18 protein-coding genes and 1 pseudogene are annotated in these 25574 nt (G+C 38.5%); 14 read left to right on the top strand and 5 right to left on the bottom strand.

Features of this window, described 5'->3' with window-relative positions; genetic code table 11:
• Window positions 1-74 precede the first annotated feature (74 nt).
• Entirely contained in the window at window positions 75-3878 is a 3804-nt protein-coding gene (locus ACESQI_RS17805) for a LamG-like jellyroll fold domain-containing protein (RefSeq protein WP_373126618.1), read from the top strand.
• A 259-nt stretch (window positions 3879-4137) separates the two neighbouring features.
• On the opposite strand, the gene ACESQI_RS17800 is transcribed toward ACESQI_RS17805, so the two are convergent.
• A complete protein-coding gene (locus ACESQI_RS17800; RefSeq protein ID WP_155896596.1) occupies window positions 4138-4551 on the bottom strand; it encodes a hypothetical protein in 414 nt (137 codons plus the stop codon).
• 277 nt (window positions 4552-4828) lie between these two features.
• Window positions 4829-5701 (bottom strand): hypothetical protein, encoded by an 873-nt coding sequence (locus ACESQI_RS17795; RefSeq protein ID WP_002562212.1) that lies wholly within the window; start codon window positions 5699-5701, stop codon window positions 4829-4831.
• A 353-nt stretch (window positions 5702-6054) separates the two neighbouring features.
• On the opposite strand from ACESQI_RS17795, the gene mdh reads away from it, so the two are divergent.
• Complete coding sequence (mdh, locus tag ACESQI_RS17790) at window positions 6055-6996, top strand: malate dehydrogenase (RefSeq protein ID WP_122202221.1); 942 nt, start codon at window positions 6055-6057, stop codon at window positions 6994-6996.
• A 149-nt stretch (window positions 6997-7145) separates the two neighbouring features.
• On the opposite strand, the gene ACESQI_RS17785 is transcribed toward mdh, so the two are convergent.
• Entirely contained in the window at window positions 7146-9206 is a 2061-nt protein-coding gene (locus tag ACESQI_RS17785) for a UvrD-helicase domain-containing protein (RefSeq protein ID WP_234130232.1), read from the bottom strand.
• 139 nt (window positions 9207-9345) lie between these two features.
• Here ACESQI_RS17785 and ACESQI_RS17780 point away from each other — a divergent pair, with 139 nt between their 5' ends.
• A complete protein-coding gene (locus ACESQI_RS17780; protein ID WP_195660019.1) occupies window positions 9346-9930 on the top strand; it encodes a phosphoglycerate mutase family protein in 585 nt (194 codons plus the stop codon).
• A 16-nt stretch (window positions 9931-9946) separates the two neighbouring features.
• On the opposite strand, the gene ACESQI_RS17775 is transcribed toward ACESQI_RS17780, so the two are convergent.
• A complete protein-coding gene (locus tag ACESQI_RS17775; protein WP_256142907.1) occupies window positions 9947-10714 on the bottom strand; it encodes a LuxR C-terminal-related transcriptional regulator in 768 nt (255 codons plus the stop codon).
• A gap of 235 nt (window positions 10715-10949) precedes the next feature.
• On the opposite strand from ACESQI_RS17775, the gene ACESQI_RS17770 reads away from it, so the two are divergent.
• Window positions 10950-11390 (top strand): DUF6078 family protein, encoded by a 441-nt coding sequence (locus ACESQI_RS17770; protein ID WP_221650535.1) that lies wholly within the window; start codon window positions 10950-10952, stop codon window positions 11388-11390.
• On the top strand, window positions 11380-11520 hold the full coding sequence (locus ACESQI_RS17765; RefSeq protein WP_256142909.1) for a hypothetical protein: 141 nt from the start codon (window positions 11380-11382) through the stop codon (window positions 11518-11520). The genes ACESQI_RS17770 and ACESQI_RS17765 overlap by 11 nt, the downstream gene beginning before the upstream one ends.
• 123 nt (window positions 11521-11643) lie before the next feature.
• On the opposite strand, the gene ACESQI_RS17760 is transcribed toward ACESQI_RS17765, so the two are convergent.
• A complete protein-coding gene (locus ACESQI_RS17760; protein WP_373126617.1) occupies window positions 11644-17322 on the bottom strand; it encodes a C10 family peptidase in 5679 nt (1892 codons plus the stop codon).
• 852 nt (window positions 17323-18174) lie between these two features.
• On the opposite strand from ACESQI_RS17760, the gene ACESQI_RS17755 reads away from it, so the two are divergent.
• The 9 genes and pseudogenes from ACESQI_RS17755 to ACESQI_RS17715 form a co-directional block, all read left to right on the top strand.
• The gene (locus tag ACESQI_RS17755) at window positions 18175-18387 is read left to right on the top strand and encodes a hypothetical protein (RefSeq protein WP_373126616.1); all 213 of its coding nucleotides are present in this window, start codon (window positions 18175-18177) and stop codon (window positions 18385-18387) included.
• A 2-nt stretch (window positions 18388-18389) separates the two neighbouring features.
• On the top strand, window positions 18390-19094 hold the full coding sequence (locus tag ACESQI_RS17750; protein WP_007487293.1) for a hypothetical protein: 705 nt from the start codon (window positions 18390-18392) through the stop codon (window positions 19092-19094).
• 160 nt (window positions 19095-19254) lie between these two features.
• Window positions 19255-19626 (top strand): hypothetical protein, encoded by a 372-nt coding sequence (locus tag ACESQI_RS17745; protein WP_007487294.1) that lies wholly within the window; start codon window positions 19255-19257, stop codon window positions 19624-19626.
• Window positions 19627-19894: 268 nt separating this feature from the next.
• A complete protein-coding gene (locus ACESQI_RS17740; protein ID WP_373126615.1) occupies window positions 19895-20032 on the top strand; it encodes a hypothetical protein in 138 nt (45 codons plus the stop codon).
• Window positions 20033-20039: 7 nt separating this feature from the next.
• Window positions 20040-21221: an iron-containing alcohol dehydrogenase gene (locus ACESQI_RS17735; RefSeq protein WP_025868042.1), complete on the top strand. Its 1182-nt coding sequence runs from the start codon at window positions 20040-20042 to the stop codon at window positions 21219-21221.
• 65 nt (window positions 21222-21286) lie between these two features.
• Window positions 21287-22129, top strand: coding sequence for an AraC family transcriptional regulator (locus ACESQI_RS17730; RefSeq protein ID WP_195660022.1), 843 nt, complete (start codon window positions 21287-21289; stop codon window positions 22127-22129).
• A 557-nt stretch (window positions 22130-22686) separates the two neighbouring features.
• Window positions 22687-23985, top strand: a complete 1299-nt coding sequence (locus ACESQI_RS17725) for a phage integrase SAM-like domain-containing protein (protein ID WP_373126614.1) — start codon at window positions 22687-22689, stop codon at window positions 23983-23985.
• A 53-nt stretch (window positions 23986-24038) separates the two neighbouring features.
• A complete protein-coding gene (gene rhuM / locus ACESQI_RS17720; protein WP_195571069.1) occupies window positions 24039-25013 on the top strand; it encodes a virulence protein RhuM/Fic/DOC family protein in 975 nt (324 codons plus the stop codon).
• 25 nt (window positions 25014-25038) lie between these two features.
• Window positions 25039-25574, top strand: a pseudogene (locus ACESQI_RS17715) (hypothetical protein); the annotation flags it as partial.

Raw genomic sequence — 25574 nt, 5'->3', positions numbered from 1 at the left:
TTTATTTAAAGGATGATTTTCCGGATAATCTTTTTATGTAGATTGTATATTTATTAATTTTAAATTTTAAGACAATGAAAAAAAAGTATCTTATTTTTTCAGGATTGACTTTCTTAGCATTAACGGTGAATGCTCAGGAATTGCAAGAAGGTTACATCGACTGGGGAAAGACGAGTGAAAATTTCAGCACCGTTCTATCCAATTGGTCAAAAGGGAGTAAGGTGACGGAAGACGACAACTTCTTCATTTCCCGTGTAAAGCCTAAACAACACTTTCGTAATGCGGCTACGCAGGTAAATCAGCAGTTAGATGCAAAAAATGATAAAAAATTAGTATATTGGGTGCCCATTAATACACCGCCTAACAATGCATTGCCTAACGGTGTATTTGATAGTGAAGTGTTTCCAATGTGGTCGTATGTCACCCACTATGGTAATTGGTCTGCTCCGTTTGTGCGTATGCCGGGTAATTTTGCTGATGTAGCTCATAAGAATGGTGTTGGTGTTTCTGTTGTAGCTGGAGTACCTTATGGAGGCTTAAGTACCGGTTGGGGAAATGAATTGACAGCTCTTACCGAGATCGGTGCGGAAAAGATGGCTGATTTTATGGAATATTATGGTGTAGACGGGTTAGGATACAACTCGGAATTCTCTACAAGCAATTCTGCTCTTCTTGAAAATATACGGACATTTCACAGTGAACTTTATAAATTGGAGAAAACGTCCGGTAAGAATCCATTGTTTGAAAATTTCTGGTATGATGGAACAAATGATAATGGAGGTATCACTTTTGACCAGGGTTTAGGAGGCCATAATGAGCAAACTTTCGGGGATAGTGATAATCCCAGAACTTCTTTGTTTTTCAATTACAATTGGAATAATGTATCCAGAATGGAAACCTCTATAGCTAATGCAGAAAAGATGGGACGTGATCCGTTGGATTTGTATTGTGGTTTTAATATGCAGGGAGCAGAACCAAAGTATGGAACTCGTTGGCCACTTTTGGAAGGAAGAAATCTTTCTATTGGTCTCTGGGGAGCGCATAGCGAAAATATGCCTTTTGAATCACGTGGTGAGTTAGGTGCTTTGCCCGAAGTAAAACAGCGTACTTACATGCTACGCGTAGAACGTTGGTTCAGTAGTGGCTCACGTAATCCGGTGAATGATTTGCCTATTACCAGTGCAATGAATTACAATGCCTATAATTACAATTTCTTTGGTATGTCTAAATTTATGACTGCCAGAAGTTCCTTAAAATGGGATCTGTCTGAAGAACCGTTTATAACTAACTTTAATTTAGGTAATGGTAAGTTCTTTAATTGGGCCGGTGAACGCCAATCAAACAGCGAATGGTATAATATTGGTATTCAGGACTATTTACCTACTTGGCGTTGGTGGTTTTCTAGTAAGTTTATAGGGCGTGATGTTAAAGATGTTCCTGCATCTGGTTTGGATGCTGAGTTCATTTGGGATGATGCTTGGATGGGTGGCTCTTTGTTACGCATATATGGTACACATGAAAATGAATATTTACACTTGTTTAAGACGGAATTTGGTTTAGCAGCGGGTGACGTAATTACAGTCCGTTATAAAGTGATGGGTGGTAGTGCTGACATGACATTAGCTCTCTCTGCCAGAGGTAACGAAAATGCAGTATTAGGCGAGAACAATTTGAAAGTAATCGAAAGTGCTTCGATTGAGGTTGGTGAGTGGATAGAAAAAACATTTAGAATTTCCGGAGCTTTGAATGTACTCAATGGTAAAGATTTAGCTATGGTAGCTCTGCACTTTAAAAATGCAAAAGACCTCAATTTATATTTAGGCGAGTTTTCTATTGTTCGTGGTACTGCAACTTCTACTGTTCCAGCAAAACCTGTTATAACTACTACAAAAGTTTTAGTTTCTAACCATAATGGTGTAGACGGAAAGATTATTTTCGAGATGCCTAATGATAAGGGTGATAACATCTGTTATAATTTGGATGTAAAGACTTCGATGTTTAAGCTTTATGCACAGCAGGAAGGAAAAGAGCCAGTTCAGATGAGTGCTACTACTTCATGGGCCGGCATGTATTTTGCTGTTCCGATTGATTATGAAGTATCTGAAGCGAAGGTTCGTTTTGGTGTATCGGCAGTTTCATTGGATATGAAATCTGAATCGGAAATAGCGTGGGGTGATTATCTCTCTACTGGTGAATATATAATAAACGATGATATTCAGATAACGAAGACAACAATCAAACCGGGTGAGGATTTTGAAGTTTTCTATGTAGATCCTAAACATGAAGTTGGTACTTGGGAAGTCTTGGATAGTGATGGAAACTCTGTTGTGAAGAAAGAAGGTGTAGCCTTATTCTCTGTTCCGGAAGGTTTGACTGAAATCGGCAATTATACGTTAGTGTTGACTGGTCCGGAAGCAGATGAAAATGGTGACCGTGTAGAAACAGTCAGAAGATTTCCGGGTTACATTCAGATTACCAGCAAGAGCGTGGGGGCGTTACCTCAAATTTTGAGTTTAAAGGCCAATGATAAAGAAGCTGATATTAGTGTGGGAGTAGCTGAACCGATCAATATGACTTATACAGGTCGTGAAGCAGACGGTTCAAGTTCTCGAGGCTTGAGTACAGGCGAATTAGGATTTGGATTTAAAGTTGGTGAAATGGCATTAGAGGCTCACAAACCTTTTACTATCGCTTATTGGGTGAAAGTTAATAATTTTAATGCTGATTCAAATAGTTTGTTACATATCCGTGATAAGAAAGAAGGTTGGCCGATGACAGACTGGGGATTCATGTGGAACTTCGTAAAACGTGACGGTACTTTCAATAAGTTCTCATTCCGGGGAAAAGGTCTCGCTTCAGATAGTTATGAATTACATTATTATTATGATAAGTCAAGATTGGAAACAGGACTTTGGACACATTTGACTTATGTTTTTGATTACGATGCTGCTAAAAACTTTAAATTTACGTTCTATATTAATGGTGAAAAACAAGAAGTTACTTCCTATGATGGAGCAGAAGATGGGTATAAAGTACATACAGGAGAACCCGAATGGTGGCCAAGAGGACAATATGGCTTGAGAGAAGCTCATGTGGTTGCTATAGGTACGGCTTCATCTGGTGTTGGCGGTCTTGACGGTGTTATAGATAATTTCCAATGCTGGAACAAAGCTTTGACTGCTGAAGAAGTTTTGACGACGATGGGAGATGTTGATGTAAATAATGTCCCAGAAAATATGGTTGGTTACTGGACGTATGAAAAAGACCCGAATGAAGAAGGTGGATTTATGAATGAAGGAAGCAAAGAAGGTGTATTGGGTGGCCTTCATTCTTATACAGCCGGGACAGCTGAAGGTGAAGGTAATTTCCAATGGGAACATGCTTCTTACGCACCTGGATGTCCGTTTGTAGCTGGTACTTCTTATCCAGTGACTACATCTCCTAAGTGGACTATTGATAAGGGGAATATTACAAATACAACAGGTTCTGACACGGGTGGTAGTGCTCAGGTTACATTTGCTAAAAATGGTACTTACTCTGCTACCTTAACTCTTGAAAACGGTTGGGGTACCGATTCTAAGACATTTGATTTTATTACAGTAGGTGGCCCAGACGGCGTTGAAGAGGTCGATTTTGCGGCAGAATTAAGAGCATATCCGAATCCATTTATTGACCATGTAAATGTACGGTTTACTGTAGAAGGTGTATACACAGTGCGTATTTGTGATATGAACGGTATGGTTGTTTGTGAGAAAGCACAGCAGGTATCTGCAGGTGAGATGATCCGTATCAATGTTAACGTAGGTGGTGGAACTTATGTAGGACAAGTTCTAAAAGATGGTAAGTTAGTACGTGCTGTTAAATTACTGAAGAAGTAAATGTGTTAAATAGTTATATATCTTAGATTTAAAGATAGTAATTATAACTTTAAAAAGAGACCGGCTCGGAATATTTAGGATGGGCCGGTCTTTTTATTATTGTATGTTTGATATATTAACTGAGGATTTACATGATTATTTTTTGTTTAAATTTAGACTATTCTGCTAACGGATACAAAGTTTACATTGCTATCAGTGATTTACTTTGTTCGTTCTTAAAACAGTACTATCATGATTTCTGTGTTTTATCTCGCTAATATTAAAAAGATGCTGAAATTTTATAATTTCCGAGTTTAGTAAGTGTTACGTATAAACTGGGAGATTTGGTATCGGGAACTTGAACGTAAATGGTACCTGAATTACCACCTTCAAGATGTAGATATGCATATACTTCAATGATATCTCCAGGATATACATCTATTTGTGGCTTAAATTCAATTTGAGAATTACCATATAACATATAACCATCTCCCCAATACCCTTGATATAAGGGCTGATTATTAATATATAAAAATAAAATTCCAGGCATACCACCATTCACATAAATAGTTAAGTCTACAGGAACAGCATTCTCTGAAGTAATACTAACGGGCTCTTGAATTTCAGATTTTGCCCATGTATTGAATGTGTAAAAACAGATAAATAGGAATAATAAAAATCTTGTAGTTTTCATAAGCATAAATTTATAGAGTTAATAATAGTATTTATACTTAATACAACTGATAAACAAGTCTTACTAAATTCATAGGTAGAATTAATCGTATTTTAATAGCAAGGAGGTGGATGTAAAGTATTGTTCGAGAGTAGAGATTATTACTTAATACTACTATTTTTCCCTCCAATAATAAATGAATGATCTTTTAATTTATCATTTTAACACAAGACAGAATCAGTCAAAAGTTAATTCACTTTATTTAACTCGGATAAAGAATAGAGACATAGGAAATGAATCATTCGAGGGTGAACCGTTGTGAACCAATCATAGTACCATCTGCAAAAATATCTACGCGGTATGTGCCAGCAGAGAGATACTCTTCTACATTCCAAAAAACGGTGATGGGTTGTTCTTCTCCATTATATTCAATATACTTTTTGATAGAGTAGGGGAGTGAACGATTTTCATATTCAAACGTATTGGCAGCGTTCTTTGTCAGCACTTCATTATTGGGTTTGTAGATATTGATATACAATGTACGTTCACCTGTTTCTGCAGTAATGTTCTTGACAATGGTAAAACCGATAGTAAACTTTACTACATCTTTTACCTTTTTCACTTTCTTGTCACGTTTGTTTTTGGGTTCTACCCAAATATTGGTAGCATCCAGTTGAGCAGCCAGAGTTACTTTCTTATTCAGATTCTTCTTCTCTTCTGATAGATTGTTTATCTGGCGTGAAGCAGCGTTATATTTCTGTGTTACTTCAGCGATCACTTGCTTTTGTTGATTAGTTAGTTTATTGAGAGAGTCAATCTGATTGATATAACCGATCATAATTTTACGCAATGAACTCAATTCTTTTTTCAGACGGCGAATTTCAGTGGCATTACTACTTTTAACTGTACGCAATTCTTCAAGAAGACGTTGGGTCTTGATTTGCTCCTGCTCTAATAAGACGGACAGTGAATCATTGGATACTGTAAGTTTCAGTTCATCATATTGCTGGGCAAAACGGGTATATTCGTTTTCCAGATCTTCTTTCTCAAGAGCAAATTCTTCAACCAGTTCGCGATTATTCTGCTTTTCGGTGAACAGTAGATACGTGATGCCGACAAGAGCAATCACCAATACCGATACGGCGATAATGAGCAGGGTCTTTTTATTCATGTTTCTTTAGTTAGATGATAATTCGCCGCAAATTTAATCATTTCACTACATAGTAACACAGCGTTTCACGTAGTTTTTTCTTTTAAGAGCTTGTTTAAGTTTTCTTTTCCTGAACACGTAAGTTAATAATCGGATGAAATGTAGCTGTTATTCGGACGGAGTACGATTGGCACTCGGATGAAGTACAACTGCCGATTTAATAGAAGAGAAGTATTAGTACAACTACATATTGGCAGGAGTTGTCTCTTTAACTAAAATTATTACGGAAATATTTCTTTAATAACGATTATCGTTGTACTTTTGTCGTCGCAAAAAGATAGAACTAATTATCAACTTTTTAAAATATAAGTATTATGTCAAAAGTAACCGTAGTAGGCGCAGGTAACGTAGGTGCTACATGTGCAAATGTACTTGCTTTCAATGAAGTAGCAGACGAAGTAGTAATGCTGGACGTAAAAGAAGGCGTTTCAGAAGGTAAGGCAATGGATATGATGCAGACAGCTCAACTGTTGGGATTCGACACTACCATTGTTGGTTGCACCAATGATTATGCTCAGACTGCAAACTCTGACGTTGTTGTTATTACTTCTGGTATTCCTCGTAAACCGGGTATGACTCGCGAAGAACTGATTGGTGTGAATGCTGGTATCGTGAAATCAGTAGCTGAAAACATCCTGAAATATTCTCCTAACGCTATTATCGTAGTTATCTCTAACCCGATGGATACAATGACTTACTTGGCACTGAAAGCTTTGGGTGTACCAAAGAATCGTATCATTGGTATGGGGGGGGCTTTGGATAGCTCACGTTTCAAATATTTCTTGTCTCAGGCTTTGGGTTGCAATGCTAACGAAGTAGAAGGTATGGTTATCGGTGGCCATGGTGATACTACTATGATTCCTTTGACTCGTTTTGCTACTTACAAAGGTATGCCGGTTTCTAACTTCCTGTCAGCAGAACAGTTGGAGAAAGTTGCAGCTGACACAATGGTAGGTGGTGCTACACTGACTAAGTTGTTGGGTACTTCTGCATGGTATGCACCGGGTGCAGCAGGAGCATTTGTAGTTGAATCTATCATCCACGATCAGAAGAAGATGATTCCTTGCTCTGTAGCTTTGGAAGGTGAATATGGTGAAAACGATCTTTGCTGTGGGGTACCTGTAATCCTGGGTAAGAACGGTATCGAGAAAATTGTAGAACTTCCGTTGAACGAAGAAGAAATGGCTAAGTTCAAAGCAAGTGCTGAGGCTGTTCGCAAAACAAATGCAGCTTTGAAAGAAGTAGGCGCTCTTTAATAAAGAAGGGGGTTATATACTTGAAATAATAAAAAGGACGGTTCTTCTGTAAGAGAGGAATCGTCCTTCTTCTGTCTGTTCTTTTGCTTTTAAAACCCTATTTGTAATCCAGCTGAAATATAATCAATACTAAGAAGAGTTACCTGAATTTAAGGAATAAATTTACTCAACTTTCCACAATGGGTTATTGTTAATTTATGCATAGCTCTTGTTACTGCTACATAAAGCATACTTTTATCAATTGCCGAACAATAGTTTCTATCATCCACCTGTGGTATAATAACTTCGTCAAACTCCAGGCCTTTCGCCATGTGCGACGAAGTGATGAGGATACCTTTTGCAAAAGCCGAACTTTGGTTCGACAGGAAATAAACATTTTCTATGTGTACCTGAAGTTTGTCTGCAAGGGATTTTGCCTGGGCTTCTGTTTTGCATACAATCCCAAGTGACTTATTATTTGATTTCTTAAAAGTGAATATTAAATCTGTAATACCGGATATCTCTTCTTCTGTATTTCTGTATTGAAGAATCACCGGTTGTTCACCATGTCTTACGACAGGTTCTAACTCTTCATTGGGCAGAATTTTTTGTGCAAAACTGGTAATTTCAAAAGTAGAACGATAACTTTTGCATAGTTTCATCACTTCTCCCGTTGTAAATACTCTTTGAATCATATCAGCAGTGGATGAGCCATAGGGATTGACTGATTGGGATGCATCACCCAGAATCGTCTTCCGGCAAGGATAAAGTTTTTGAATGACTTTATACTGTATAGGAGAATAATCTTGCATTTCGTCTATCAGGATATGCTTGACATGGCTGTGAGTTTTTTTTCCTTCTAATGCTATATGTAGGTATGCTAAAGGAGCTAAATCAGAATATTCCAACGTATGATTTTTGCGCATCCTGAACATTTCGCTTTTACCTGCCCATTCAAAAAAGTTCTTATAGACCTGAATATCATTATTGCCGGCAAACATTTTTCTTATTTCTTTTTTCAACAGATTCTTCTCTGCGGTAGTAACTGTGAAATTATATTTGATTGTCATCATTTCCAGAATATAATCGGTCATCGTCTCAAAACGTTGGCGCATTGGGTAGCGGCTGAATCGCCTGAATTGTTCATTAATAAATTCGGCCGGAATAGTAATGTGTCTGGTTAGTTTTACGTCTGTTGCTCTGAAATAGTTATTTTCCATATATAGAATAAATTTATCGAGGAGTGAGATGAAATCAAATGAAGCCTTATACTGTATTCTTTCGATAAATTCTTCTGTAGGCTTTCCAAGTAATTCTGTTACTTGTTCAAAGAAGTTCTGGTATTTATATTTGTGACCGAGTACATCCGAAAGAATATATTCCATACTGGTTTCAGGAACAGTCTCCTCACCAAGTTCCGGGAGTACATTAGAGATGTAATCGGCAAAAACTTTGTTGGGCGAAACCACCAATATGTTTTTGGAGGAAATATCTCCTTTCAGTGTATAAAGAAGATAAGCGATGCGATGTAAAGCGATGGAGGTTTTACCCGATCCGGCAACTCCTTGTATGATAAGTACGTGTGCATCTTCATTACGAATAATGCGGTTCTGTTCCCGCTGAATGGTTGTGACGATGTTTTTCATTTTATCATCAGCGTTCGAACTTAGTTCTTTCTGTAAAATATCGTCATGTACAGTCAGAGAGCTTTCAAGCATATATTCCATTTTGCCATTGCGGATACGGTACTGACGTTTCAGCAAAATCTCTCCGCTAATTTCACCCAAAGGGGATGAATACGTAGCTTTTCCCAGTTCATTATCGTAGAACATACCCGATATGGGAGCTCTCCAGTCATATATCCGGTTTATCTTTTTGTTAGTGTCATAAAATGTGTGTATTCCTATATAAACCGGTATTGTCTGGCTTTTCTCCCTTTCTTCTTTAAAGTCTATCCGGCCGAAGTAAGGAATGTCTACTATTTTACTCAGTCTTTTGCGCTTGTCAATCACACTTTCACCCAATGCAAAATGATTTAAGATGCTTTCCCTCATAGAACGAATTTCATGTGGATCAATATCTTTATTTGACCATAAATACTCTTTGTACTCTTGTAGTGTATCTACGTGTTCTTTCACTGATATACCCGTATTATTAATTACGTCGTTGAGGGTGTTGATTATCTCCTGCAAATATTCTTTCTCTTGCTCTTCTGTTTTATTAAATACCATAACTCTTTCATTACTATATTAAAAACGGTCTGAAAAGACAGCAAAGTTAGTTCATTCCATTGGGGCGATAAATAGTTATTTATAGCTATATATCCAGCCTTTTTTCTACTTTTGCACACTTTACTTCAAATGCGGAAAGATGGATATTCTTGATATGGCGGGACGGAACCAGCAAAAAGCCTGGGAGATAATAGAAAGTACCGGTGTTATCCCGATATGGGAAAGTATTGGTGCAAAAGTGAATTTGGTGGGTTCCTTGAGTACAGGGTTATTGATGAAACACCGGGATATTGATTTGCATATTTATACCTCACCTTTGAGCTTGGCTGATAGTTTCCGGGCAATGGCACAGTTTTCAGAAAATATAGCTATAAAGAAGATGGAGTGTGTAAATCTTTTGCATACTGTTGAAGCCTGTGTGGAGTGGCATGCCTGGTATCAGGATTCTGAGAGTGAACTTTGGCAGATTGATATGATTCATATCCGGAAAGGCTCCCGGTATGATGGCTATTTTGAAAAAGTGGCGGAACGTTTGAGAGCTGTTTTGACTGACGAAACAAGACTGGCTATTTTGAAATTGAAGTATGAAACTCCTGAAACGGAAAAGATTATAGGGATAGAATATTATCAGGCTGTTATTCGGGATGGAGTAAGAAGTTATGCGGAATTTGAGGTATGGCGGCAAGAGCATCCGGTTACAGGCATTGTAGAATGGATGCCATGATGTGTCGATATGAGATTTAATTCAACAGCCCCAGTTTCAATCCAGTATTAATGGCTTCAATAGAATTTTGTACACCTAATTTATGTAATAGATTCTGCCGATGGATATGAACCGTATGGATACTGATACAAAGTTTGTCAGCTATCTCTTTACTTAGAAGCCCTTTCTGAATATACTGTAAGATTTCAGTTTCACGTTGCGTCAGAATTATTTGTGTTGTTGATAATAGAGAGGGAGAGAATATTTCTCCGTTTTTAAGATTCAGTACAGTACAATCTACTTGATTGGATTCCTTTTGATTGGGGGCAATATCCATATTTCCTATTATGAGCCAGGCTTTTCCGTTATGAGCCTGTTCTAAAACCTGCTGTTTGCTGATAACTCGTATATATTGTTGTCTGGCATTGCGTACCCGGAAACTATAGATATTACAGTAATCATTCCTTTGTTCGATAGGCAAACCGAATATAAACTTACCAAGATCAACCTGTAGCCGTTTTAGTTGTGATAAATCATCTGGATGAATGCGTGATTCTAAATAATCACCTTGTCTTTCCAATGTAGCTATCTTGTGGCTGTCATATCCCAGTAAATCTACGAAGTTGGAGGATGCGAAAGCATACCTGCATTTATAAACATCAACAACGAATGTACAGTTGTGACTTAGTTTAGACATGCGGTGAAGCATGCTTTTGTCACGTTCCCAAAGACTGTAATCAATGTCTGATGCCGATAGATGCTGCTTTGCCCACATTTCTTCCCTGGTTATATTCATTGACCTCATATAGTATGGCTATAAATTATTGTTTTTGTTCCACAAAGGTAAAATTAATATTTAATGATGGAAATAATTATAGAGGTTAGACATTGTTTTATTACTGGGAATGGTGTAGTTTTACTTCAGCTAAGTTTTCTTTTGTACTCATTTAATGGTAGAATAAAGAAAGAATACACTTATCTTTGTATTAGTGATTGTTTGTAACCGGAATATCACAATAATGCCGGGTGATAATAAAATTATGAAGACAAAAGAAATAGATCGTTTTTCGGAAGTTCCACAAGACTATCCTCTGTGCATTAATTATCAATGTCCTCGGGCGTCTACTTGTTTGAGGCAATTAGTTGCACAGGAAGCTGCTGATAGTATAAAGTTTTTAATGATTATCAATCCGAAGCATCAAGCTACTTTGAAAAAAGATTGCCCTTATTATCGTTCAAGTACCAAAGTTCGCTTTGCCAAAGGCTTTATGAATATCATAGAGAATCTGACTCAAAAGCAAATACGGGAAGTAATTCCTCAACTGATAAATCGATTCAGTGAAAGAACATATTATCGTATTCGTAAAGGAGAGCGTTTACTCTCACCTGCCGAGCAACAAAGTGTGGTGAATATTTTAAAAAAATATGGGGCGGCCGAGCCGATCGTATTTGATGATTATATAGAGGGTTATGAGTGGTAGAGCTGGATCGTATAATGTACTTCTTGCCATCACATTGGCAGAGTCCTGCCAATGTGATGGCAAGGTGTTGCCAATAGGTTGGCAAAGTCTTGCCAATACGATGGCAAAAGAGGATATCATATCTGTGTAAATATCGAATTACGCATAGGCGATTACATTAAGAAAATAATAAAAGTTGGTTATAAGGGTTTGGAAAAACTTTTATAACCAACTTTTATTATATTTCAATCCGTATTTGTCGGAAAGGTTATGATTAGAAAATCACTTTGATACCGTCGACTATGTAAATACCCGGATTAAGGAAAATTGTGTTAGAGCCGGGTTTAACGGAGATTGATATGACAGGTATTCCTGAGACGGTAAATATGTCAATATCTTGTTCCACATCCGAGATTATCACAAGATTTGAACCTTCCTTGATAAGTTTTAGTTTTTCACCTTGGAAGAGTGCCTGGTTGTCAACACCGGTTGCGATGTTTACCTTACCAACTTCAAATGAATCCTCAACTTCGGAAGTATTAGCTTTTGCATAGACCGAGAAAGGTGCGATAACAAGATTTGTTTCTTCATCGCCGATACGGTTAAATCTGTAACCTTCATCATCAAGTACGTATGTGTCAGAAGCAGCATTGGTAGAAGTATAATTACCGAATAGAGTGAAATCCCTACCTGCTTTTGAGATAGATTCCGATAGCGGAGTCATAGGTACGTCAAACGTAAGCGATTCGTCTGTTTGCGTAGCGGGTGTGCCGTTCGCATAGAATGTAAAGTTGACTGAATCATCCACTTCTCCGTTGAGATGTATCATATACGGTTTATTTGCTTCAATTGAAGGTTGGTTTTCGAGTATTGTAGCGTTGTCGTTGAATGACAATATACTGACTGTATGGTTACCCGAAGTACCGATAGTATAGTCATAACCTTTTTCATCGGACATGCGCGTGGGTACAAACGGTAAGACTATACCTTTCCATTCTTTGCTTTCATTTCCGGATGGGTAGTTCAGTTCAACTGACAGTGAGATGGTCTTCTCACCGAGATTAAAGCTTGCCGGAGCATTGAAAGCATAACCGTCAGTGAGGACGATGTCGGTTGAAGCCACCCGCGTACCACCACTGTTGACCACAATGTTTGACTTCGAAGAGATTGATTTTTCCAGACCTCCTGCAACATATATTATACAGTTGGGATTTATACCCTCAAACGATTGATCGTTTATACCTGCGGTATTACGTACACGGGTGGAGCCTTGCTCCTTGTCAGACTGTGAGTTTCCGAAAAGCGTGATACTCGTCAACGAAGAACATCCGTCAAAAGCTCCGGCGTCTATCGCATCGACCGAATTGAGTGTCAGCGATTCGAGTTGCGAACAACCGGCGAACGCATTTTTTCCTATAGAGGTAACGTTTTCCGGAATCACTACATTTGTAAGGTTTTCCATTCCGGCAAATGCATTTGAAGGTATTTCGCTGTTTTCAATGGCAGACATGTCAATGGTTTCCAAAGACGTGAAGTTTTCACGTATGTGTTCAAAGGCCGTATCGGTCATTTCTCCCGACAATCCGAGTTCAACAATCCCATCGGCTTCTTCTTTATCAATATGGATCACTTCTTCCGGTTTAAGAACCGCACCTTCAACAGGAACCATCGTGATTTCAACTTCCATATCCGACTGTAGGTTAGTGATCACATAAATACCGTTTTCATCCGGAAGAGCAACTTCACCGGCTATTTTGACTTTAGGAGTCATATTCGGAGTTTCGGAAACGACCGTAAATTTGTAATCGCAACCTTCCTTGTAGAGGGTTTTACGTTCATTAGAACCTTGAACAAACAGAGCCATATTGACACCATTCCATACATTTACCTCATTAAGGTTTACAAAGTTGACTTTAGATTTTCCGGACACATCTTTGACCTTGATATCATAATGGAACACCACGTCAATGATATGGTTTTGCGGACAGGATAGATATTTCGGATCTGTTACATTACCATAGAATTTCACTAGATAATAACCGCCGGGATTGAAGAAATCAGTGGGATCGAGTGGATCAAGCTGATTTGTTACATCTTGTTTATTGTCATAAAGTTTAAATGCAACTCCAGGACGGTAGGTCGGATTGGGCTTATAAGAGGTTGGCTTAAAATTGGGCAAGCCAAGCATTACAGTTTTAGTTGCACTTCCTACAGGTCCCTCAATTTTGGTCAATGGTTCTCTTTCCGAATATTGGAAAGTTCTGTCCGGGTCAATCTGAATGTTATAGAATACTTTTGAAGTTGTATGTTGGAGTTCTTTCCAGAATTCACTGTTCGTATATGCCGATTCAGTACCTTTGGGCACTTCAAGGGTTATTTGAGTATTCGTTGGGAATGGATTACTTTTCAATGGTACCGGAGTTTTTGACAGAACAACTATCTTTTCAAGTTTAATGCATGCTGCGAAAGCGCCACTTCCAATATAAGCTACTTTTTCCGGAATTGTAATTTCTTTTACATTGATACAACGATAGAATGCATTTTCTTCTATACTCTCCAGATTCTTAGGCAGAAGGATTGTTGACAGAGCCGTTTTTCCCATCGGATTTGATGCTGCAAAAGCATTTGTAGGCAGTGAGTTTGGAGTGGGCAGACTTTTTATTGTCACATCGGTCAAGTCAAGAGCTACAAGTTTATCTGCATTCTTCTGCAATGTCGCAAAATCGGAGGCATTCATCTCACCCATTAGTTTGAGTCGTGAAGGGAAAACTTCGGAAGTTTTTGATGCAAGCTCTCCTGCATGGAGGTTCATAGCTGTATAAGTTTCGTCTCCGGCAGCCACTACTTGTATGGCTATGTCAAGATCTTCACGTACACTTTCAACCTTTATTTGGGCTACTCCCTGACGATCAGCCACAATCTTACCATTGATCGACACCGTTATTGCGTCGGCAACAGAAACCGGCATGATCTTACATGTAAAGTCCATACCATGGACGATCTGATCAATAGCCCCCTGGATAGTGGCTCCCTGAACAGAAGATGGCATAGTGATCTTGTGGTACAACACCTCATTACCTACAGCCTTGATTGAATCTTTTACGTTTTCATTTATTCCTTTGACGAGATGCCATTCTTTCTTGTTGTACGAAGTTGCGACACGTACAAGATTGCCCTCACGTACCGAAGCTTCTTTCACCTGACAACTGAAGCTACATGGCAGGTCGCCGTAATTCGTTCCTGAGTTAGTAAACACAGGCGAAATGAATTCTTTAATAGCACCATTAGCATCCGTAAGTACGGCAGCATAGAACATTAAGGCGTCATCCTGAGGAATAGCCAATGCGTTGGCACGTATGGTAAATGTCTTGCCGGAAATAACATTGATTGCGTCGGTTACCAGTCCTACACCACCCCTTGAGTCAGTTAACTTCCACGAAGATATGCGAGTAGTAGGTTGTGGCTGAACAAAATTAGCGTGAATCATAGTGTTGGCGTTGACGGTGATGGTATATCTGTTATCAGTTCCGGCATTCAATTTGGTTGTATTGGCGAAAACTTCCATTCTGGCATCACCAAAACGATTGTCAGTTTCAACGGTGAATGAGAACAATGAACCGGGTGTCACTTCAAGACTTTCGGAATCAGGAGTGATCTTTACACCTTCTGTCTCCTCAAGAACAATCATATAGGAAGAAGCCGGAACAGGATTTTCTTCAACGATCTCTTTGAAATCCTGCCAGTTCTCCTTTGACGAATATGCCGTTTTTGCGTTAACCGGTACTACAAGTTTAGATTTAGGTGTTCCTGTGAACACACACCAGTTGATCCATGCCGGCGATTGACGGCGTACAATGACTTCTCTCAGATTACTGCAATTTAAGAATATATTGTATTCGTAAGTACCCACTGATGCCGGAATTTCGATTTTTTGCAGACCAGTGGCATTGAAACAGCCATTTTTCAAAATGGTGAGAGACTTTGGCAACTTAATATGTTGTAACGAATGGTAGCCACTGAATGCTTTAGTGGGGATAGCGTTAGCAGGATTCGAACCATTGGCTACTATGTTCACACCAGAAATATCAAGCATGGTTAGCTTCATACGTTCGCGTATAAATGTGAAATCACGGACGTCGATCGTTCCATAAAGTGTCAGTTCCTTAATCGTTCCGGCATCGGCTTCACTGATAAGCTTTTCAAGGTTACCGGCAGTTACCCATAGATTACGTTTATTCACTACATCCTCCATTGACTGTACGATAATACGGATTTGCTGGTCAGTGGTGACATTTTCAATTTTGTAAACATTATCGGCACTTGGAGTCAGGATGAATCCGTTTGCTTTGACTGTAACAACCTTGTCAGGGGAAGCGGATTGGACTTTAAATGTGTAGTCGCGACCTTTGATTACTTTTACATCGGCATACGATATGATAGCTCCGTCTACGTTGAGCGGTATGTCAATTGAAAAATACGGTATGGAATTGTTTTTTGCTTTAATCTCATTTATTGTGATGAGGTCGCCGGTAACGGGCAACCACTCGTCAGAGCCGTTGGCTATAGTGACCATACGGATTATATCATCGTTAGCGACAACGGTTTCGGCAGGTACCGAACATGTAAAATCAGAATAAAGTCTTGGCATCATCACCTGCATTGCTTGAAGTGATAACCCTTTACCATCATGCAGTAATGTTTTCAATTTCCCATTAGCAGAGAAAAGAGCCACAGAAATTTTTCCTGAGAAATTTTCATATGAAACGTTTTTAAAGGCACCTGCTCTTATGCTGAACTTCATTCCGGGGTTGATATCTACTGCGTCGGAAGTTATACCGATCTGACGTTCGTCGGCTGTGATATGAACAGGTGACCACTTGACTGTTGTTTCGGCAGGTTTGATATTATAGATGATAGTGGTCTGGTCGTTGAAACTGTGTGATGTACTTACAGTGGGGTTGAGAGCGTCGGAAGAAAAATAACCGTTGGCCGAACCACCCCAGCCCCAATTGATGTGGAAATAAGGTACTGAACCTTTTATCTCATATCCGTCGCACACAAAAGCATGACCTACTGAGACATCTTGACCACTATAGATCACTGGTCGTCCGGCATTGATCTCGTCAACAATTATGGCATCCCATACAGTTCGGTCGGTTTCCGAACGCTTTTTATAGGATACCCCTGGGTCATATCCGAAAAATGATATAAGGGCGGCAGGAACACGTACTTCAAAGGCACTCGAACCATACATTCCGAAATCTGTTTTTATTGATATAGCACAATGAGCCATCAGTGTAGCCACGGCATCAGCTTCGGCTGTAGAATATCCTGAACGATAGTTATCCATTCTCATATTACCCCAATCATATTGGGTATTGAAATCAGTACCGTCAAGTGAGCCATTACCCATTGAGGGGTAATTATAATATTTCATAACGGTAGCCATGGCAGTACCAACGCAACCTACAAGGCGGCGGTTAGGTATCTGACCGTTGAATGGAGCTTCCTGACTCCATTCCGGAGTTTTGATAGACTTTGTCAGTGAAGTTTGCATACTTACACGCTTGCGAAGCTCGGTGATATTATTTCCAACCGGTTTTACAGCATTGTTAAGCATCATTGTAGTGACATCAGATATTTCATCTGGCACATATGAAGACTCATAGGAGTATCCAACAACCGGGATTGCCTTGTCATCAGCCGATATGATGATAAATCCTTGTCCATCCTTGGCATTAAATACATAATAAATAGGTGTTCCGTCACTTTTTTGTGAGGTATACACCAATTCAAAAGCACTGGGAGAGCTTAGTCGCGAAATGTTACCAGCATTAAAAAAATTAGCAGCGGCTTCAGCAGCTTCTTCTGTAGTCAACATTTTGGCATGGAGGCTGTACGGGTAAACAGCACACACCAGAAGAAGCAGTACTTGTAAAAACTGTTTCAGCATAAGATAAATAGCTTTTAATTAAGTTATAAATAATATAAATGTTTAATATGAATACGGCAAACCTGTGAGGCGTATAGATTATGAATCAATAAACATAAATTCGCTCATTATTAGTGTCTTATTTTATCGATAGGACACTTGATTTTTATCAAAAACTATTACGGGGTGCAAATTTAACTATATTTTCATAACAAACTATCTCATTTTTTTATTAAAAAATACAAATAGGTGTCCAAAATCAGGTGATATAATAAAGGATAAAAATAGTTATTCAGGTCAGAAGATGATAAAGAAATGGAAAACTCAAATCACTCAGTATGATTCAAGGTTTCGATCTGATTGTTAATGTCACCTAAAAAAAACTTTATGCTTATAAATAAATTGGTGGAAGGGAGGCTTTCGAGTATATTGCTAAAGTATTCGTACGTTGTTAATGAAGAAATTCAAAATATTTTTGGCTGTTTTATAAAATAGTTAAGAACTGCCAGTCCATTTAAGCAAGATTATTTCGAAATTTTTGGGATACTGGATATTACTTATCGTTGATTAATATATCAAGGTATTCTATTCTTATTATATCGAGAGGGAGATAAATTCAATGGTGTATAATTGTTATGAAATGAAGTCTTTCCTTTTCAAAATTAAAGTAAAATGAAAAAGATTAATTACTATTATTTCGTTGCTGGATTTTTAGCGATTCTATTTTCTATAACGCATGAATTGAATGGATAACAAGTCTTACTTCCAGCTCTATATACCGGGGAATTAGATATAACAACTGTAACGACATTCAAATATATTTGGCATATAATTACAGCTGAGAATTTTGTTTTTGGTATTATGTTTATTATCATGGCATTTTATAAAAAACAAGAACAAGTGAGGTTTGCTGCATGGTTGATTTGTGTAATCCTGTTGATTCGTTTATTTGTTATTGTGATTACAACTTTGATGATGGGAGGTAAAATGGACAATTTAGGCATTGATATAATTGCGATAATAGTCTATACAACGATTATTCTTTTGGGAACACGCGCCGGGAATAGAATTAAAGTAAATGGATAGAAATGAAATATTTAAATCGGGAAATAGAAACTCTATTAAAAAAAAGAGGAGCAGAACTGATACGATGTGTCAGCATATCCCATTTAGATCAAAGGCAAAGCAGGCGATTTTCTCATGCCATTGTTTTCACATTTCCACTAACCGCTAAATATATTAGAGAGGTGGCCGATACTCCCAATTATGTCCAGGCGCGAATAGATGATAATTTTAATTTTGATGATGATGAATACTTACAAGTTGAACTCAAAACAGGAAAAATAGCAGATGAATTAGCAAGATTGCTTAATGCCAAGGGCTATAAATCTATATCTCAATCTGATGAGGAATTGATAACAGAAGGAGCATTTGATTTTGATACAAAAACTTCTGTTTTACCTCATAAAACAATAGCATTACTTAGTGGAATTGGTTGGATCGGTAAAAATAATCTGCTTATTACCCCTGAGTATGGATCGGCACAATGTCTTGGTACGGTTTTAACAGATGCACCGCTGAAGACCATAATACATGAACCCCTTTTACCAAAATGTGGTAACTGTGTTGCCTGTATAGATATATGTGAAAAGCATGTATTGAAGAGAGGTGTTTGGAGTATAGGAGTATCAAGAGATGAGATAATCGATGTATTCGGATGTAGTACTTGCTTGAAATGTCTTGTACATTGCTCCGTAACACAAGCATATGTGAAAAGGCATCTGCTAAAATGAAAGTTGTATTTTGAAATATGTTTCTGAGTGATCAGATTCTTTTAACAAACATATTATTGTCGTTTTTGGACAAAAATATGGCTTAATTTTCAATTTACTCAATCTCCTTAAACTTTATCTTTGTCAACGAAACGTAAATGTATAACTATTATAAAATGGTATGCGAAATAAACTGATTATTGCCGGAGGGGGATTACTGATAATACTTGCCTTGTTTCATCTTTCATTCTGGAGCTTATTCAATTGGCAGGAAGAATTACCTAAGTTGAGTGCCGAAAATAGTGGAATTATGCAAATGTCTGCTATCGGATTTGTGTGTCTGTTTTTATCTTTAGGAATGATCTTTATAAGTTTTCGCAAAGAAATTGCTAATACCAAATTAGGCCAAGCATTATTATTTACTCTGGCTATCTTTTTTCTTATAAGGACTATTGCTGAATTTATATTTCCGGGAAGTTCAATTGAATTAGGTGTTTTTCTGGCTATATGTACTCTTGTTTTCTTGATACCAGCAACTGTAAAGAAGATATGATGAACAGCATGATAATGTGGATACTAATTGAATGTTATTTCTTTAGATGATTGATTAATACAGCTGATATATAGGTCATCTTTCGATTACCTTATCATTACTGTTAGGAATCGTTGTTGTATCTTTTCCTATGATAATATCAATGAACAGAAAAGATTCATGAAAAGGATATTGGACATTTAAGAAAAGTATATTTGGACTTTTGGAAAAAACATAATAATATTTTTTAGCGTAACTTTGCATCGAAAATTTTTAAACATAAAAAGTTATGGCTAAGTTAAATCCCCAAACAATAGGGCTGCTCAGTAGTTTTTTGATAATTCTATTCGGATGTGTTAAAAATCATTCTGAATGTAAAATTTATGTGAATGATGAATTTGGTGAAAGATTAGAACTTGGTAAATAAAACGGGTATGAAAAATTTTAATTATTATACTCCAACAGAAATCGTTTTCGGGAATGATTCAGAAAGCAAGATAGGGTATCTTGTCAGACGATATGAAGGTACGAAAGTTCTTATACATTATGGTGGAAAGAGTGCAGAGCGTTCCGGATTACTCAACGATATCTGTCGGCAATTAGATGCGGAAGGTATTTTATATGTAAAGCTGGGAGGTGTTGTGCCTAATCCTCGTCTGTCAAAAGTGTATGAAGGGATAGAGTTATGTCGCAAGGAAGGGGTGAATCACATCCTTGCCATTGGTGGTGGGAGCGTCATTGATTCGGCGAAAGCCATTGCGTACGGTCTTGCTTATGATGGTGATGTGTGGGATTTATTTGACGGAAAAGCCGAGGCGAAAGCTTGTTATCCTATAGGAGTGGTCCTTACGATTCCTGCTGCCGGAAGTGAGATGAGTAACGGTTGTGTGATAACTAATGAAGTAGGCTCAAGAAAACGAGCTTATAACAATGATCTTGCCCGTCCGAAATTTGCGATAATGAACCCTGAACGTACCTTTTCATTATCTACATATCAAACAGCGTGCGGTATTGTAGATATTATGATGCATACAATGGAACGATATTTCTCACAGGAAGATGATATGATACTTACTGATGAATTGGCTGAATCTCTACTGCGTACCGTAAAAAACAGTGCATATAAAGTTATGCTTACTCCGGAAGACTATCGGCACAGAGCGCAAGTTATGTGGGCTGGAAGTCTTTCGCACAATGGCTTGACAGGATGTGGGACTGTGGGGGATTATGCCACTCATATGCTTGAACATGAATTGAGTGCATTGTTCGATGTTGCTCATGGTGCGGGATTGGCTGCTTTATGGGGAAGTTGGGCACGTTACGTTTTCAAAGAAAATATTTCTCGATTTGTTCGTTTTGCAGTAAATGTAATGGGGCTTCCGAATGATTTCACGAATCCGGAATCTACAGCATTGGCTGGTATTGAGGCTATGGAGCGATTCTATCATGATATGTCTATGCCTATTTCTATTCAAGAACTCATCGGACGGGATATTGCCGATGATGAAATACGGCTGATGGCGGAAAAATGTAGTTTGGGAAATACGAGTACTATCGGGAATTTTAAAAAGCTGAACATGGAAGATATGGAAGAAATATATCGAATGGCAAGATGAAATAGGGATAATATGGCAGGATACAATTAATAATTCTTATATTAATGATTTAGTATAATTCAAATATGGCGAAATTTAAAATAAACGAAGGCAATGTAGAAAACTTCTTTTGTTGTACTACTATTTTTGACAGAATTTGTGAAGGTGTAGTAGACGAACACATGCTTGGTTTTGTTTTATCTGGAGAACTTACATTGCAGACGAAAGAAAAGAAAGTCAATATTCGTAATGGGGAAGCTGTATTCATCCGTCGTAATCATCTTGTAACTAAGTTGAAACAGCCTGCTAAAAATGGACAACCGTTTAAAGGGTTGTTCTTGCGGATTAATGTCCCATTTCTTAAAAGCATTTCCAAACAGATCGTGTTACCTATACACCCATTATCTGATTCTTTATCTAATTCGTTGCATTTCTATTTGCCGCAACATCCTTTCTTAACAGGTTTATTCCAGTCATTGGATGCTTATTTCACTACAGGACAACTTCCTTCCCCCACGATTATAGAGACTAAACTTAAAGAAGCCGTATTGGTTTTATTGGAACTTAAGCCTCAATTGGCAGGTGCCTTATTCGACTTTGAAGAACCGTGGAAAATAGATTTGCGGGAATTTATGAATCGAAATTATACTTGTGATTTGACTCTTGAACAACTTGCACATTATACAGGGCGAAGCTTGTCTGCATTTAAACGTGATTTTGCAGATACTTTTGAAGGCGAGACACCTGCCCGTTGGATAATAAGACGGCGATTAGAGGAAGCAATGATATTATTGAAAAAAGGGGTGCCGGCATCAAGTGTATATCTCAAAGTAGGTTTTAAAAACTTATCACATTTTTCAACAGCGTTCAAACGACAGTTTGGTATATTGCCAACCCAAGCCAAATCTATACAAAACCTATATTTTTAATTGAATTATTTAATAATTATCTCATTACAAAATATGGTATGTTACGAGAAGAATAATATATGCTGTGAGAACCACACATACATCTCACATATTTTCCTTAATTCGTAATAAGTTGACAACTTCTTCCTACTTTCTTCTTCACTTAAGTAGTACATACATGTACGGGGCTTACATTTGTTCTGGTTGTACTGATTAAGAGGCATTGTATGCCTCCTCTGGTAGTGCGGGTTCTGCCTGAGTCCAATACACAACTGAGTTATAGGCTTAATCAGTTTGCTGGTTGAGGTTTGATTCATCGCAAGAATAAGTGTAAATGCAAAGTGTAAAAGATTGCATATCGGTAGATAGTGCCGAATATTCGAGTGGGCACCCGTCTGGGCTCCCAAAAAGAAAAAGCCTTGTAAGTTCTTGTCTTACAAGGTTTTTTTCTTTCGTTTGTGGTGCCACTAGGAATATAAATGTTAAATTATTATCAATCCGCTTAAATCTTTACAAATGCTAATATGCTAATATTAAAGTATATTAAACCATGTTCAATTTAAGAGAATCGGGACTGATTGAAGAAAAATAGTGACTCATGTCCTGAGAAATGGATGCGTCACCAGAGAGCCAATTTTAATCTGCATGATTCGCTCAACAGAATAGAGCTTGTTGTTAAGTCGGAGGTAGGGGGCATGTCATTTGACAAGTCGCACGTCGAGTTGGAAATCCTTGCCATTGCAAATCCGAAGAAGGCGGAAGCCATGATGAAAGCAAGGCGCGAAGAAGAGGAACGTCGCCAGGAGGAAGAACGCATCAAGGAAGAGCAGGTCAGATTGATAAAGGAGGGCATCGATGCCGAACGAGCCAAGATATGGAATTTCCTCAATCGTTTTTGCGAGGAGATAAAGAGTGGTAACAGATTGAACGGGCATAACCGGTACGCTCCAGGGACAGTCAAGGCGTGGTTTAGTTTTCGGAAGCTATATGACCAGTTTGACAGAAAACACCGATTTACATGGTATCAGATTGACCGTGCCTTCGTCACCAAGTTCTTCGTCTTTATGGAGAAAAACGACTATATGGTGTCAGCCCAGAACAAATATTTGGTGGATCTTCGTGCCATCGTCAATTATGCCTATCTTGACGGCATACACGACAACGACCGTGCCATGCAGTATTTCTCAAAGAAGAAAATAGAGGATGATGACAAAGCAATAGAAATCTACCTCACGGAAACTGAATTACAGGCATTATACGAGATGCCTTTATCCGGCAAGCAGGATGAAGTGCGCGACATATTCCTTGTAGGTTGCTATACTTGCCAACGTGTGAGCGACTACAACGATATAGACAAGGACTGCTTCACAACGACCGCAAAGGGAACACCGGTTATCCGACTCATTCAGAAGAAAACGCGTAATGAGGTGAAGATTCCCATAATGAATCCTAACCTAAAAGCCATCTGCGAGAAATACTCCTACAATCTCCCTTCTGTTGTCGACGTAATACTCAACCGTTACATAAAGGATATTTTGAAGAAACTCTCCGAAACTACCCCTTCTCTCGGCAAGAAAGTGACAACCAAACTCACCATGAAGCAGAAGCAACTGGAGGAGAATGACAAACTCGTTGTCGAGCGCAACGAAAAGGGAGAGGTGATAATGCCCCGCTACAACTGCGTAACGACACACACTGCTCGACGCAGCGGAATCACCAACATGTACCTAACCCACAAATACACCATCATCCAGATGATGCATGTCAGCGGACATAAGACACAAAAAACTTTCATGGACTACATCAAGCTCTCCTCTGATGAAATCGCCGACGAGATAGATGCAATCGCCAATGGCACAAAATCCGAAGTATTCTGACGATTATTACTCGCAGTCAGCTACAAATCAAAATATAAATTGTAATTTTGAATATGGAAACAAATAATTCACAGCTCGTAATCTATCAGGCACCGGACGGGAATATGTCAATCGATGTGACAGTTCAAAATGATACCGTATGGCTGAGCCAAGGGCAGATGGCCGAACTATTTTACAAAGATCAGTCCGTTATTGCCCGTCACATCTCCAATGTTTTCAAGGAAGGCGAGCTGGAGAAAGAAAGTAATATGCAAATTTTGCATAATACTCTGTCTAAGTACAAGCCAACTCAAGTTTACAGCCTTGATGTGATTATATCTGTTGGCTATCGCGTTAAATCCAAACGTGGTACTCAATTCCGCATCTGGGCAAATAGGATATTGAAGCAGTATCTCCTTCAAGGCTATTCCATAAACGAGCGCATAGCTGCACAGAAATATGACGAGTTGAGTCAGTTGGTAAAAGTGCTTGGTCGCACAATCCAAAATCAGGAAAGGTTTACGGAGGATAGCCGTTCATTGCTTGATGTTGTCGTTGATTACACATACGCCCTCGACACCCTTGACCGCTACGACTATCAGGAACTGAAGATTGAGGACACCACAGGCAGAGAGTCATTTCATGCCACTTACGAAAACGCCATGGAAGTCATCCGCGAGTTGCATGAGAAATTCGGTGGCAGCACATTGTTCGGCAACGAGAAAGACGATTCTTTCAAAAGCTCCATCGGTCAGATATACCAGGCCTTCGGAGGCGTTGACCTCTATCCCTCAGTGGAGGAGAAAGCAGCCATGCTCCTGTATCTCGTAACCAAAAACCACTCGTTTAGCGATGGCAACAAGCGCATTGCCGCCACACTGTTCCTGTGGTTCCTAAACGGCAACGGCATTCTCTACAACGAAGACGGCACAAAGCGCATTGCCGACAACACCCTTGTAGCCCTTACCCTTATGATAGCAGAAAGCCGCACCGAGGAAAAGGATACAATGGTAAAAGTCATCGTCAACCTCATCAACAAGAACAACTGAAATTCAAAAATATCAAAGGTAGTATATGTGTGAGTATAAGTCTTTATTTAGATTGAGAGAAGCAACAGATATAACCATTTCTGAGTTGGAGACTCCCCATCTATATTTTTCTACACCAAATGCTTATAAGGATAAGAATGATGCTAATATATGGGGATTTGTTGAAGGTGATGATAATATATATGAAACATTCAATAGATTTCTAAATGATGAAGGAATTAAACACCTCGCTAATCGCCTTAGAAGCATCGGTATCTGTTGTTTCACTACTGCCATCCCCGGAGGAAAGGCGAAAAGCAAATTTCTTAATTGGCGTAAACCAATTTGCATAGAATATGATCCTGTTATTGTTGAGAATTCATTTGCAAAAAATAAAAATGGAATAGTTCCGTTTCATGTTGGACCAGTAAGCTATCATAATGAACCGCTTATCTTTGAAAAGGATAAAGAGTCATCATGGCATATTCTTTGGGAAGAGAACAAATGGCTCAGTCTGAAACCTTGGGGGATTGCGTTAAAATTCTTATTTTTGCATCATGAAAACATCCTCTTCCCAAACGA

Origin of the sequence: Bacteroides sp. HPS0048, from assembly GCF_964240755.1 — a bacterium.
In the GTDB taxonomy this organism is placed as follows: Bacteria; Bacteroidota; Bacteroidia; order Bacteroidales; family Bacteroidaceae; genus Bacteroides; species Bacteroides nordii.
The sequence above is the reverse complement of the archived record's forward strand: the minus strand, read 5'-3'. Positions and strand labels throughout refer to the sequence as shown.

Bases quoted from the DNA above. Each gene is read 5' to 3' on its own strand.
- ACESQI_RS17805 (WP_373126618.1), top strand. From the start codon at position 75: ATGAAAAAAAAGTATCTTATTTTTTCAGGATTGACTTTCTTAGCATTA.
- ACESQI_RS17800 (WP_155896596.1), bottom strand. From the start codon at position 4,551: ATGAAAACTACAAGATTTTTATTATTCCTATTTATCTGTTTTTACACA.
- ACESQI_RS17795 (WP_002562212.1), bottom strand. From the start codon at position 5,701: ATGAATAAAAAGACCCTGCTCATTATCGCCGTATCGGTATTGGTGATT.
- mdh (WP_122202221.1), top strand. From the start codon at position 6,055: ATGTCAAAAGTAACCGTAGTAGGCGCAGGTAACGTAGGTGCTACATGT.
- ACESQI_RS17785 (WP_234130232.1), bottom strand. From the start codon at position 9,206: ATGGTATTTAATAAAACAGAAGAGCAAGAGAAAGAATATTTGCAGGAG.
- ACESQI_RS17780 (WP_195660019.1), top strand. From the start codon at position 9,346: ATGGATATTCTTGATATGGCGGGACGGAACCAGCAAAAAGCCTGGGAG.
- ACESQI_RS17775 (WP_256142907.1), bottom strand. From the start codon at position 10,714: ATGAGGTCAATGAATATAACCAGGGAAGAAATGTGGGCAAAGCAGCAT.
- ACESQI_RS17770 (WP_221650535.1), top strand. From the start codon at position 10,950: ATGAAGACAAAAGAAATAGATCGTTTTTCGGAAGTTCCACAAGACTAT.
- ACESQI_RS17765 (WP_256142909.1), top strand. From the start codon at position 11,380: ATGAGTGGTAGAGCTGGATCGTATAATGTACTTCTTGCCATCACATTG.
- ACESQI_RS17760 (WP_373126617.1), bottom strand. From the start codon at position 17,322: ATGCTGAAACAGTTTTTACAAGTACTGCTTCTTCTGGTGTGTGCTGTT.
- ACESQI_RS17755 (WP_373126616.1), top strand. From the start codon at position 18,175: ATGGCATTTTATAAAAAACAAGAACAAGTGAGGTTTGCTGCATGGTTG.
- ACESQI_RS17750 (WP_007487293.1), top strand. From the start codon at position 18,390: ATGAAATATTTAAATCGGGAAATAGAAACTCTATTAAAAAAAAGAGGA.
- ACESQI_RS17745 (WP_007487294.1), top strand. From the start codon at position 19,255: ATGCGAAATAAACTGATTATTGCCGGAGGGGGATTACTGATAATACTT.
- ACESQI_RS17740 (WP_373126615.1), top strand. From the start codon at position 19,895: ATGGCTAAGTTAAATCCCCAAACAATAGGGCTGCTCAGTAGTTTTTTG.
- ACESQI_RS17735 (WP_025868042.1), top strand. From the start codon at position 20,040: ATGAAAAATTTTAATTATTATACTCCAACAGAAATCGTTTTCGGGAAT.
- ACESQI_RS17730 (WP_195660022.1), top strand. From the start codon at position 21,287: ATGGCGAAATTTAAAATAAACGAAGGCAATGTAGAAAACTTCTTTTGT.
- rhuM (WP_195571069.1), top strand. From the start codon at position 24,039: ATGGAAACAAATAATTCACAGCTCGTAATCTATCAGGCACCGGACGGG.